At 61.2% G+C, this 12268-nt stretch carries 10 protein-coding genes, 1 tRNA gene and 1 riboswitch; all 11 genes read left to right on the forward strand.

The window, feature by feature from the left end; genetic code table 11:
- Positions 1-185: 185 nt before the first annotated feature.
- Positions 186-1826 carry an HlyD family efflux transporter periplasmic adaptor subunit gene (locus tag D3F01_RS11185; protein WP_242888764.1) on the forward strand — a complete coding sequence of 547 codons (1641 nt, stop codon included), beginning with the start codon at positions 186-188 and terminating at the stop codon, positions 1824-1826.
- 12 nt (positions 1827-1838) lie between these two features.
- Complete coding sequence (locus D3F01_RS11190) at positions 1839-2588, forward strand: ABC transporter ATP-binding protein (RefSeq protein WP_005935028.1); 750 nt, start codon at positions 1839-1841, stop codon at positions 2586-2588.
- A complete protein-coding gene (locus D3F01_RS11195) occupies positions 2585-3790 on the forward strand; it encodes an ABC transporter permease (RefSeq protein WP_242888766.1) in 1206 nt (401 codons plus the stop codon). Before D3F01_RS11190 ends, D3F01_RS11195 begins: the two co-directional genes overlap by 4 nt.
- 206 nt (positions 3791-3996) lie before the next feature.
- Positions 3997-6183: an S-layer homology domain-containing protein gene (locus tag D3F01_RS11200; protein ID WP_242888773.1), complete on the forward strand. Its 2187-nt coding sequence runs from the start codon at positions 3997-3999 to the stop codon at positions 6181-6183.
- Complete coding sequence (locus D3F01_RS11205) at positions 6183-6962, forward strand: ComF family protein (protein WP_005935022.1); 780 nt, start codon at positions 6183-6185, stop codon at positions 6960-6962. Before D3F01_RS11200 ends, D3F01_RS11205 begins: the two co-directional genes overlap by 1 nt.
- 72 nt (positions 6963-7034) lie before the next feature.
- Positions 7035-7109: transfer RNA gene (locus tag D3F01_RS11210), tRNA-Pro, on the forward strand.
- 111 nt (positions 7110-7220) lie between these two features.
- Positions 7221-8465, forward strand: a complete 1245-nt coding sequence (locus D3F01_RS11215) for a glycerate kinase (RefSeq protein WP_242888775.1) — start codon at positions 7221-7223, stop codon at positions 8463-8465.
- A gap of 64 nt (positions 8466-8529) precedes the next feature.
- Positions 8530-8749, forward strand: a riboswitch (cobalamin riboswitch).
- Positions 8706-8930 (forward strand): hypothetical protein, encoded by a 225-nt coding sequence (locus D3F01_RS11220; RefSeq protein ID WP_156066495.1) that lies wholly within the window; start codon positions 8706-8708, stop codon positions 8928-8930. Its footprint overlaps the riboswitch before it by 44 nt.
- On the forward strand, positions 8927-10162 hold the full coding sequence (locus D3F01_RS11225; RefSeq protein WP_242888777.1) for a sirohydrochlorin cobaltochelatase: 1236 nt from the start codon (positions 8927-8929) through the stop codon (positions 10160-10162). Before D3F01_RS11220 ends, D3F01_RS11225 begins: the two co-directional genes overlap by 4 nt.
- Before the next feature lie 118 nt (positions 10163-10280).
- Positions 10281-11132 (forward strand): iron transporter, encoded by an 852-nt coding sequence (locus D3F01_RS11230; RefSeq protein WP_242888779.1) that lies wholly within the window; start codon positions 10281-10283, stop codon positions 11130-11132.
- The gene (locus D3F01_RS11235; RefSeq protein WP_242888781.1) at positions 11129-12265 is read left to right on the forward strand and encodes an ABC transporter substrate-binding protein; all 1137 of its coding nucleotides are present in this window, start codon (positions 11129-11131) and stop codon (positions 12263-12265) included. Before D3F01_RS11230 ends, D3F01_RS11235 begins: the two co-directional genes overlap by 4 nt.
- The last annotated feature ends 3 nt before the right edge of the window (positions 12266-12268 follow it).

Below are 12268 nucleotides of genomic sequence, written 5' to 3' on the forward strand. Positions count from 1 at the left end.
AAAGCGGCAGGCAGGTCAACTTGCGATTTGCACAAAGGTTTACAATCTGTGAAAATTTGCTGAAAAGCGTGCAAACGAAATTTGGACGCTTGTGTATCCGGGCAAAATGCGATACACTACACCTATACATAGGAAAGGAATCTGACAGGCCGCCCTCCGGCGGGCCTGAATCTGATAGGAGGAACATGATGATCTGGAACAAGAAGAAGGACGGCGCGGAGAACCCGGGTGCGGAAACGCCTGCGGCACAGACAACCAAGGCCCCGGTGCTGTTTTTGCAGAAGAACTGGAAATGGCTCGTGCCGGTGGTCTGTGTGGCGATCGCGGGCGGTGTGTTTTTGCTCAAGCCCAAGAGCGCCAGCACCACAGCCGTGGATCCCAGCTATCTGGAGACCAGCCCTGAAGTGCGGGATGTCACCAACACCCTGAGCGGCACCGGCACCCTGAACCCTGCCAACACCTACACCGTGAAATCTCTGGTGGAGGGCAAGGTGCTCACCGGCGAGTTTGAGGAGGGCGACGTGCTGGATGAGGGGAGCATCCTCTACACGCTGGACAGCTCGGATGCTTCCACCAATTTTGAAAAGGCCGAGATCGCCATGCAGCAGGCACAGCGCAGCTATGACAAGGTGGTGGACCGCCAGTATGTGCGTGCCGAAGTGGATGGCACCGTGAGCACCCTGAAGGTCGCCAAGGGCGACGAGGTGACCAGCGGGCAGGAGGTCGCCATCATCCGCGACAGCTCCAAAATGCTGCTGACGCTGGAATTCCCCGCCGCTGATGCCGCCAATTTCAGCGTGGGCCAGACCGCCCAGGTGACGCTGGACGGCACCTTTGAGCAGTTGGACGGCACCGTGACCAGCGTGACCGGAACGGATGCCCTGAGTACCGGCAACCTGCTCACCCGCACCGTGACCATTGCCGTGCGGAATGCAGGTGGCCTGACCACCGCGCAGGCGGCTACCGCCTCCATCAACGGGGTCAGCTCCATCGGCTCTGCCACCTTTGGCTATCAGGCAGAGCGTACCCTGACCGCACAGGCCGCAGGCACCGTGACCTCCATCCATGTGCAGGAGGGTCAGACCGTTGCCAAGGACGATATCCTGATCGAGCTGAGCGGCGATGACCTGACCGAGAGCATCCAGTCGGCCTCTGAGACCCTGCGCAGCGCTGAGATCTCCCTGCAGAACCTGCAGGATACCATGGCCAACTATACCGTAACCTCTCCCATCAGCGGCACCATCATTGAAAAGGATGCCAAGGTGGGCGACGCGGTCAAATCCGGCGATACACTCTGCGTCATCTATGACCTGAGCTATCTGGAAATGGTCATCAATGTGGACGAGCTGCAGATCAGCTCCCTGACTGTGGGCCAGAAGGTGCAGATCACAGCCGATGCCGTGCAGGATAAGAACTATGTGGGCACTGTGACCCGCGTCTCCATGAAGGGCACTTCCAACGGCGGCACCACCACCTACCCGGTGACCATCCGCATTGACGAGACCGACGGCCTGCGCCCCGGCATGAACGCCAATGCCGAGATTGTGGTGGCCGAGGCTGCCAATGCCCTGACCGTGCCCAATGCGGCCATCGTCCGGGGCGGCTATGTGCTGGTGACCCAGGATTCCCCCAGCGCCTCCAAGGCGGATACCACCATGGAGGCACCCGAGGGCTTTGTCTATGTGGCCGTCAAGATCGGTGTCAGCGATGATGATTACACCCAGATCGTCAGCGGCATCCAGGAGGGGGACACCATTGGTTACGACCCCAACTCGGTCAGCAGCGACAGCTACTATGACGATGGCAGCGGCATGATGATCTTCTGATGGGAGGATGGAATGAGTGCTCTGATCGAATTTGATGCGGTCTGCAAGTATTACCAGATGGGCGACACCACGGTAAAAGCCGCCGACCACATCACCATGAAAATAGAAAAAGGCGAGTTTGTTGCCATTGTGGGCCAGTCCGGCTCCGGCAAGTCCACCTGCATGAACATCATCGGCTGCCTGGATGTGCCCACGGCGGGCACCTACCGGCTGAACGGCCGGGATGTGGGCAAGATGAGCCGGAACGAGTTGGCCTCCATCCGCAACGAGATGCTGGGGTTCATCTTCCAGCAGTATAATCTTCTGCCCAAATTAAACCTGCTGGAAAACGTGGAGGTGCCGCTGGTCTATGCGGGCATCCCCCGCGCCGAGCGCCACCGCCGGGCCCGCGAGGTGCTGGAGCAGGTGGGGCTGGGCGATAAGCTGAAAAACAAGCCCAACCAGCTTTCGGGCGGCCAGCAGCAGCGCGTATCCATCGCGCGGGCGCTGGTGCGCAACCCGGCGATCATTCTGGCTGATGAGCCCACCGGCGCGCTGGACAGCCACACCGGCCGCGAGGTGCTGGGAATGCTGCAGGACCTGCATGGGCAGGGCCATACGGTGGTGCTTATCACCCATGACAACTCCATTGCCGTGCAGGCCGACCGCATCATCCGTCTGGAGGATGGTCAGGTGGTCTACGATGGCGACTCCCGCGCGCCGGAAGCCATCGTCCAGCCGACGCTGAACTTTGAACCGGCAGAACAGGAGGGGAACAAATGATCATTGAGACCTTCCGTCAGGCCCTCCAGAATGTGTGGAGCAACAAGCTCCGCACCTTTTTGACCATGCTGGGCATCATCATCGGTGTCATGGCGGTCATCGTCATCGTGGGTCTGGGCAACGGCATGACCCAGAGCATGCGGGACAGCTTTTCAGCGCTGGGCACGAATGCCCTGTCCATTCAGGTCTGGGGCTACGGCTCCCGCACCGCCTCGGTGGAGGATGTGTATAAGATCGCGGATAAGAACAAGGAGCTCATCTCCGCAGTCTCGCCCCAGATCGATTTCAGCAACAACACCCCCAAGGTGGGCACCACGACCTATCGCTACGGCACCCGCGTTTACGGTGTGGACGAGCACTACGCCGAGATGAAAAACTATACCCTCGCCCAGGGGCGCGGCCTGCAGTACATGGACATCAAGGACAACAAGCAGGTCTGCATCATCGGCGATTACCTCAACCGGGCGGCCTACGGCGGCAACGCGGTGGGCCAGACCATCAAGCTGGGGGCCTACAAGTTCCGGATCGTGGGCGTGCTGAACGCCAAGGTGACGGACAAGAACCTGCAGCAGGGCTCCGACGATGACTGCATCTATCTGCCCTACACTACGGCCATGCGGCTCTCCAGCCAGTCCAGCGCCAAGAACTTTGTTGCGATCATGAAGGACGAGAGCCGCGCCAACGAGGCCAAGGCGGTGGTGGAAAGCGGTCTGCACGACCTGCTCAAGAGCGACAACGCTTACTACATCTACAGCGCCAGCGAGTGGCTGGAGGAGATGAACGAGATGATCAACATGGTCATCATCATCCTTACCGGCATTGCCAGCATCTCGCTGCTGGTGGGCGGCATCGGCATTATGAACATCATGCTGGTGTCGGTGACCGAGCGCACCCGGGAGATCGGCATCCGCAAGGCACTGGGTGCCAAGGAGCGGGTGATCCTGTCGCAGTTTGTGGTGGAAGCTGCCACCACCTCCGCACTGGGCGGCGTGCTGGGCATCGTCCTTGGCTATATCGTGTCCATGGCGGCAAACCGCATCCTGCCCATGATCTCCAGCGACATTGATGTGACCGTCAGCCCCTCGTTCAACTCCATCGTGGTGGCCTTTGGCATCTCGGTGGGCATCGGCGTGCTGTTCGGCTATCTGCCCGCCAAGCGTGCCGCAAGGCTGAACCCCATTGAAGCGCTGAGATATGATTAAACCTCTTACCGCTTCGGTCTGGCTTTGCCAGCGCCTTGCGGAGCTCCCCTAATAGGGGCAACAACGACGACCGCCGCCAGTGGCGGATGAAGGGAGGAGTTGTTGGGGCCGCGGCCAGCAGGATGCAAGTGCAAGGCTTTGCACGAAGCAGACGCTGGGAGCCGCAACCCGGAATACATTAGAAACTATTTTAAGGAGGATCTTCCATGAAAAAGCGAATCCTTGCATTTCTGCTGGCGGTGAGCATTGCCTTGTCGATGCTGGTGCTGCCGGCATCGGCAGCGGGCAACGCCAACACGGCGGTCCAGCTGTCCATCACGCTGAACGCGATGGACAGCAGCCAGCAGGCTGCCCTGAACGCTGTGGTCACCCGCGGTGCACTGGCCCGGATGCTGGTGTCCTACTCCACCTACCGCGAGAGCGTGGGCTCTCAGGGCACAGTGGGCACCCTGTTCACCGACCTGCCCGGCACTTCGCCCTATGCACCCTATGTCCGCATTGCGGTGCAGAACGGCTGGATGAACGGCTACACCGACGGCTCTTTCCGGCCCGACAATGCCGTGACGCTGGAAGAAGCGGTCACGGCCATCCTCAAGCTGATGGGCTATAAGATGACCGATCTGAGCGGCTCCTTCCCCAACGCACAGCTGAACAAGGCCAGTGAGCTGGGCCTGCGCAATCAGGTGGACCGCAGCCAGGGCGAGGCGCTCAACTACGAGGAGTGCGCCCTGCTGTTCTACAACGCCCTGACAGCCAACGCTGCCAGCGGCAGTGCCTACGGCAGCAGTCTGGGCTTCACGGTCTCCAATGGCCAGGTGGATACCTCCAGCGTCATGCTCAAGAGCCTGAAGGGCCCCTTTGTGGCGGGCGATACGGTCCAGCTGCCCTTTGTTCCCAAGATGGTCTACCGCAACGATAAAGCGTCGGAATCTGCGGAACTGAACAAATACGACGTGTATTATTACAGTGAAAGTTTACAGACATTGTGGGTCTATACCCGCCGGGCCGCTGGCCGCATCACGGCAGTTTCGCCCAGTGCCAGTGCCCCCACCAGTGTAACGGTGGCAGGCACCAGCTATACGCTGGGCTCCTCTGCTGTGGCCTCTCAGGTGTCCTCCCTCAACGGCGGCGGCGTGGGCGAAGTCGTCACCCTGCTGCTGGGCATGAACAATGAGGCTGCCGGGATCGTGACCGGCGAGGAAGCCGACAGTGTGTTCTACGGTGTCGTGCAGACCGCCACCCGCAGTCTGGTGGAAGAGAACGGCGCGGATGTTCTGCAGAAAGTCTCCGTCATGTGCACCGATGGCATTGCCCGCACCGTGAACGTGGACAAGAGCCTGAACTTTCCGCAGGGGTGGCTGGTAGAGATCAAGGTCACCCCGGAGGGCGAGAGCGTGGAGCACATCGATGACCGCCGCGTCAACGGCACCATCAATACCAATGCCACTGCGCTGGGCGCTGCCGCCCTGGCCGACGATGTAGAGATTCTGGATACAACTTCGGAGGGTGTGGCTGGGACGGTTCGTCCCAGCCGCCTATCGGGGGTAACACTGAGTGACCTCGATGTCCGCTACTATACCGTCAACGATGCCGGACAGATCGACCGGCTCATCCTGAACGATGTGACCGGCGACCTGTGGAGCTACGGCGTGCTGGACGATGTGAAAAATCTGGCCATGAATTATTCTGACCTGAAGAGCCTCGTCACCGGCATTGTGGCGGGAGATTCCGCTTCCGGCACCACGACCACGACAGGCACCACCACCGGAGCGGCCACGGGCGGCACCGACGGCTCTGGCTCTACCTCGGATACCACCACCACTGTGACCGGTGCCACGGCGGCAGACCGCCTGTCCAACCTGCTGGTGCCCACCACCAGCGAGATCCTGTGGGGCATCGTCTCGGGCGATATCCTGAGCACGGCCTGGCAGAAGCTGACCAGCAACACCGGCTCCCTGATGAGCATTGGCTTCCAGCAGATCGCGGAGATCACGGGCACCCCCTTCAAGCAGATCTTCAATTACATCGGCGGCGGGGCGACCTATATCTGCTACGTCAACGGCGCGGCGGCCAGCTACACCACGGCCATCAAGTATCCGGTGCTGGCGGGCGGCATTGCCGTGCGGCGGGAGACCACCGGCTCTGTCAAGGCCATGATGCAGCTGATGCCCCTGAAGATCGACAAGGTCGGCGCGGCCTCGGTGCTCTCGGGCAGTGAACGCTACGAGATGGCAGACAATGTGCAGGTCTACCTGTGGTACAAGGGCCAGTATTACCCCACCAAGCTGGCTCAGGTGGATGCGGACGGCTACCAGCTGACCGGCTGGTACGATAATTTCGGCTGCGCTGCCGGAAAAAAGGTCCGCGTCATCATTGCGGTCAAGAGCGACTGATGCTTTATTACAGCGGCCTGAGCCGCACACTGCGGCAGCTGCGCTGGGTGCTTTACCCGCGCCGCTGCCCTTTTTGTGACCGGGTGCTGGGGAACCAGCCTGCCTGCCCGGACTGCGCCGATGGGCTGGCAGAGCTGCGCCGTGCACCCTCCATGCGGCTGCGCGGCTCCGAGCACTACCTGGGGCGGCTGGATGGGGCAGCCGCGCCCTACCGATACACCGGCCTTGTCCGCCGCGCGGTGCTGCGGGCGAAATATCAGGGCGCGCCCTGGGCAGCTGTGGAGCTGGGCGTGGAGATGGCCCGCCTGCTCTTTGGCAGCGAGATCAGAATGTGCGGCTCTGAGCCCCTGCCCGAACCGGTACCGGGCCTTGACAGGGGTTACGACTGCATCCTTCCGGTACCGGCCTCCAGCAAAAAGCGCGGCTACAATGTGCCGGAGCGGATGGCACAGCCCCTTGCCCGGGCGGTGGGCGTTCCGGTGGTCACGGACGCGCTGACCCGTGCCCGCTCCACCCGGCGGCAGGAGGGGCTCTCCCTTGACGAGCGGCTGGCCAATGTGGCGGGTGCCTTCCGGGTGGCCCGGCCGGAGGCTGTGGAGGGAAAGCGCATCCTTCTGGTGGACGATGTCCTGACCACCGGAGCCACGGCCTCGGCCTGCGCGCAGGCTCTGCTGGATGCCGGTGCGCAGAGCGTGTTCGCTGTGGCGCTGGCTACGGTAGAGTTTCCGCAGCCGGTGGGCAGCACAACGGCCATTGCCGAAAATGAAGAAGAAATTTGAAAATAGTGCTTGACAAAACACCATTCTTCGGGTATACTGATTGAGCTGTGAGCGACAAGCTCGATCAGGTGTCCGGGTGTAGCGCAGTTTTGGTAGCGCGCTTGAATGGGGTTCAAGAGGCCGTGAGTTCGATTCTCGCCACTCGGATTGGAACAAGACCGACGATTTCAGAAGAGATCGTCGGTCTTGATTTTTTATTCAGCTGTTTTCGGTGCACTGTCCCGGAGGGGCGGGCACCGCTGCAAGGAGGTGGGGGCTATGAATGCTGCACTGCGCCGGGATGCGGATGTGATCCTTCGTTCCAGCCTGAACGCTGTTCTGCCGGATGAGGCGGTGCGCCGCGCGCTGCGGGATCTCCGGCCCGGGAAGGGCCGGGTGCTTCTGGTGGCGACGGGCAAGGCGGCCTGGCAGATGGCACACGCGGCGGTTGAAACGCTGGGCCGGGTGGATGGCGGCGTGGTCGTGACCAAGTACGGCCATGTGAAAGGTGAGATCCCCGGGGTGACCTGCTATGAGGCGGGCCATCCGGTGCCGGATGCAAACGGTTTTGCGGCCACCCAAAAGGCGCTGGAGCTGGTGCAGGGGCTGACCGCCGGGGATACGGTGCTGTTCCTGCTTTCCGGCGGCGGCAGTGCGCTGTTCGAGCAGCCGCTCGTTCCCGGGGCAGAGCTGCAGGAGATCACGAGCCGGCTGCTGGCCAGCGGGGCCGACATTGTGGAGATGAATACCATCCGCAAGCGGCTTTCCGGTGTGAAGGGCGGGCGGTTCGCGCAGCACTGTGCCCCTGCGCAGGTGTTCAGCATCGTGCTGAGCGACATTCTGGGGGACCCGCTGGATATGATCGCCAGCGGCCCGGCGGTGCCGGATACCTCCACCTGCGCCCAGGCGCTTGCCGCTGCCGAAAAGTATCATCTGGCACTCTCAGCACAGGCCCGGGCCCTGCTGGCGCAGGAAACGCCCAAAACGCTGGACAATGTGACCACCCGGATCACCGGCAGCGTGCGGGAGCTTTGCCGTGCCGCGGCCAGTGCCTGCCGGAATCTGGGATATGAACCGGTTCTCCTGACCGACCAACTCTGCTGCGAAGCACGGGAAGCAGGCAGCTTTCTTGGCTCCATTGTCCGCACCCAGGCAGGGCAGGGGAAAAAGCTGGCCTACATCGCGGGCGGCGAGACCATCGTTCACCTGACCGGAAAAGGGCTTGGCGGAAGAAATCAGGAGCTGGCCCTTGCGGCCGCGCCCGCCATTGCCGGGCTGAACGCGGCGGTGTTCTCTGTGGGCAGCGATGGCACAGACGGCCCCACCGATGCCGCCGGCGGCTATGTGGATGGGGATACCCTTGCCGCGCTGGAGGCCGGGGGCTGGAGCGGATACGCTGCTTTGCAGAACAACGATTCCTACCACGCCCTGAAAGCAGTGGATGGCCTGATCATCACCGGGGCAACGGGCACCAATGTCAACGATGTGGCGGTGGCCCTGATCGGGGAAAAACACCGCCTGTGAGCCCGGAAGTTTCCCCGGAGTGGTGATTGCATTCCTCCGTTGAGTATGTTATACTGAACAGCGAACTGAATAGAAAACAGCAGGTGCGTACCGCCCGCGGCTCTGGCCGGGGGCAGGCACGTTAAAAGGGAAGCGGGTGCAAATCCCGCACGATCTCGTCACTGTGATAAGGGAGTTTACCGCCAGGGTGCAGCTGCACCGGTCACTGGAACGTATGTTCCGGGAAGGCGGCGGTGGATGTTGAGCTTTCAGCCAGGAAACCTGCCCGCTGTTGGTACGGGGGCGCAAGCCCCAGATCACGAGGAATTGGTTGTACCCAAAAAGCCTGAAAAAACTGAAAAGGGCCTTTTTGCTTTGCCGTCCCGCAAGCAGAAAGGCCCCTTTTGTTTTGCCGGGCACTCTTTCCTGTACCTTCTGTTCAGCAAAAATCATGTTCAAAAACAGGAAAGGAACGAACAAAAATGAGAAAACGCACCATCCACAAAGCAGCGGCCGCTCTGACCGCTCTGGCCCTCTGCGCCGGTGTACTGACCGGCTGCGGCGGTGCCGCAAGCAGCACCACTGCTTCCAGCACGGCAGGATCTGCTGCCAGCAGCGAGGTTTCCGGCGAGGAGGCTGACGAATTGGCCGCAAAGAACGTTGCAGACCTGATCGATGCCATCTATGTGCAGGAGCGCACCGATGACACCGATGCCCAGTGTGAGGCCGCCAAGGCCGCATGGGATGCCCTGACCGATGCCCAGAAGGAGCTGGTCGAGGGCGAAGAGGCTGACCCTGACTACTTTGGCCGCGACACCGGCGATGCTTCCAAGGACGACAGCCGCAATCAGGACGACATCGGCGAGAATGAGCTGCTGGTGGTCTCCTTCGGCACCTCCTTCAACGACAGCCGAGTGAAGGATATCAAGGGCATCGAGGATGCGCTGCAGGCCGCTTATCCCGATTGGTCTGTCCGCCGCGCCTTCACCGCACAGATCATCATCAACCATGTTCAGGCCCGCGACGGCGAGAAGATCGACAACATGCAGCAGGCGCTGGACCGCGCTGTGGCCAACGGCGTGAAGAATCTGGTCGTCCAGCCCACCCACCTGATGCACGGTGCAGAGTACGACGAGATGATGGAGATGATCGACGAGTACAAGGACAAGTTCGAGAGAGTCGCCGTTGCCGAGCCCCTGCTGGGCGAGGTTGGTGCCGACGCTGCCGTCATCAACGCCGACAAGGAGGCTGTTGCCAAGGCCGTTACCGCTGCCGCTGTGAAGGATGCGGGTTTCGACAGCCTGGAGGCTGCTGCTGAGGAGAAGGTCGCCTTTGTCTTTATGGGCCACGGCACCTCCCACACCGCAAAGGTGAGCTACAGCCAGATGCAGACCGCCATGCAGACCCTGGGCTACAGCAACGTGTTCATCGGCACGGTGGAGGGTGAGCCCGAGGAGACCGCCTGCGAGAACGTCATCGAGGCTGTCAAGGCCGCCGGTTACACCAAGGTCATCCTGCGCCCCCTGATGGTCGTTGCCGGTGACCACGCCAACAACGATATGGCCGGTGCGGATGACGATTCCTGGCTGAGCCAGTTCCAGGCCTCCGGTGACTTCGCGTCCGTGGAGTGCCAGATCGCCGGTCTGGGTGAGATCGAGGACATCCAGCAGCGCTACATTGAGCACACCAAAGCCGCCATTGATTCCCTGAACGGCTAATATTTCGCATTCCAATGCCCGAAGGGAGAGATCTTTTCGGGCATTTTTCATGGAGAGCTTCCCCGCATGAGGAGAAACACTCCCATTTCAAATTCTGAATTTTTGAGGTATTTTGTTTATGCACTGCAAACAGTTTGTTTCCCTGTCCGTTGCTTCTCTGATGCTGGCCGCCGCGCTCACCGGCTGCGGCGGGGCTTCTTCCACTGCTTCCTCTGCTGTCAGCTCGGAAGCTGCTTCTGCCGTGAGCGCTGCCGCATCCGAGCCTGCCGAGGCCGCCCTGCCGGACGGCGTGTACACGGCTGAGTTCGACACCGACAGCGGCATGTTCCACGCCAACGAAGCCTGCAATGGCATGGGCACCCTGACCGTGGAGAACGGGCAGATGACCTTCCATGTCAGTCTGGCCTCCAAGAAGATCGTCAACCTGTATGTTGGCATGGCCGCCGATGCCGAGGCCAACAAGGCAGACTGGCTGCTGCCTACCACCGATACCGTCACCTACTCTGATGGCACCTCGGAGGAAGTCTACGGCTATGATATCCCCGTGGCCGCTGTGGACCAGGACTTCCAGCTGGCACTCCTCGGGACCAAGGGCAAGTGGTATGACCACACCGTGAGCATCCGCAATGCACAACCCAAGGCTGAGGAAGCTGCCGAGATCCCTGCGGACGGTGAATACAGCGTGAATGTGACCCTGGAGGGCGGCTCTGGCCGTGCCACCGTGGAAAGCCCTGCCGCCCTGACCGTGGCGGACGGAAAAATGACCGCTGTCATCCTGTGGAGCAGCCCCAATTATGATTACATGATCGTGGACGGCGAGAAGTATCTGCCCACCAACACCGAGGGCAACTCCACCTTTGAGATCCCTGTTTCTGCACTGGGCACCCCGCTGGCTGTCACTGCTGATACCGTAGCCATGAGCACCCCCCATGAGATCGAGTATACGCTGACCTTTGCGCTGAACGGATGAAACTGACGAGACAACAATTCCTGCGCGTTCTGCCTGCTACAGTACTGGCCCTGTCGGGCTGCGCCGCCTCCGAGACAGCGCCCGCCAGCACAGAAGAACTGGTCTTTGACCATGCCTGCCCGCTGGATTACGCCACACAGTTTACTGCCGATTGCTATGAGGGCGGCTATACCATGCTGACCCTGACCGAATCGGGGGAGCAGTTCCTTGTGACCCCGGAGGATGCCGCTGCGGTGGAAGGCCTGCCCGAGAGCGTGACGGTGCTGCGTCAGCCCGTCCGGAACATCTACCTTGTCTCCACCTCGGTGATGGACCTGTTCCTCGCGCTGGATGGGCTGGACAGCGTGACCCTTTCCGGCACCCAGGCGGAGGGCTGGTATCTGGATGAGGCCAGAGCCGCCATGGAGGCCGGGCGCATTGCCTATGCGGGCAAGTACAGCGCCCCGGACTACGAAAAGATCCTTGCGGCCAACTGCGGCCTTGCCATCGAGAACACCATGATCTACCACACCCCGGAGGTCAAGGAGCAGCTGGAACGGTTCGGCATCCCGGTGCTGGTAGAGCGCTCCAGCTATGAGAGCGGCCCGCTGGCCCGGCTGGAATGGCTCAAGTTCTGGGGCATCCTGCTGGGGAAAGAGGAGCTGGCGGAACAGGAGTTTGCCCGGCAGGTGGAGCGCCTTGCACCGCTGACCGGGCAGGCTTCCACCGGCAAGCGCTGTGCCTTTTTCTCCATCACAGCCAACAACCTTGCCAATGTGCGCAAGGGCGGCGACTATGTGGCCCAGATGATCGAAATGGCGGGCGGTGATTATGTTTTTGCGGACCTGACCGACAACGGCAACAACCTTTCCACCATGAACCTGCCGCTGGAGGATTTTTACGCCGGTGCAAAGGATGCGGATGTGCTCCTTTACAACAGCACCATTGAGGGCGTGGTGCATACCACGGAGGAACTGGTGGCAAAATGCCCCCTGCTGGCTGAGTTCAAGGCTGTGCAGAGCGGCAGTGTCTGGTGCACCACCCAGAGCTTTTTCCAGCAGAGTACGGCGCTGGTCGATTTTGTGCTCGACCTGCACCGTGTCTTTACGGAGGATGACCCCGCCGACCTGCAATTTCTGAGGAAAGTAGAGTAACCT

The organism is Faecalibacterium sp. BCRC 81149 (assembly GCF_022750605.1).
In the GTDB taxonomy this organism is placed as follows: Bacteria; Bacillota; Clostridia; order Oscillospirales; family Ruminococcaceae; genus Faecalibacterium; species Faecalibacterium duncaniae.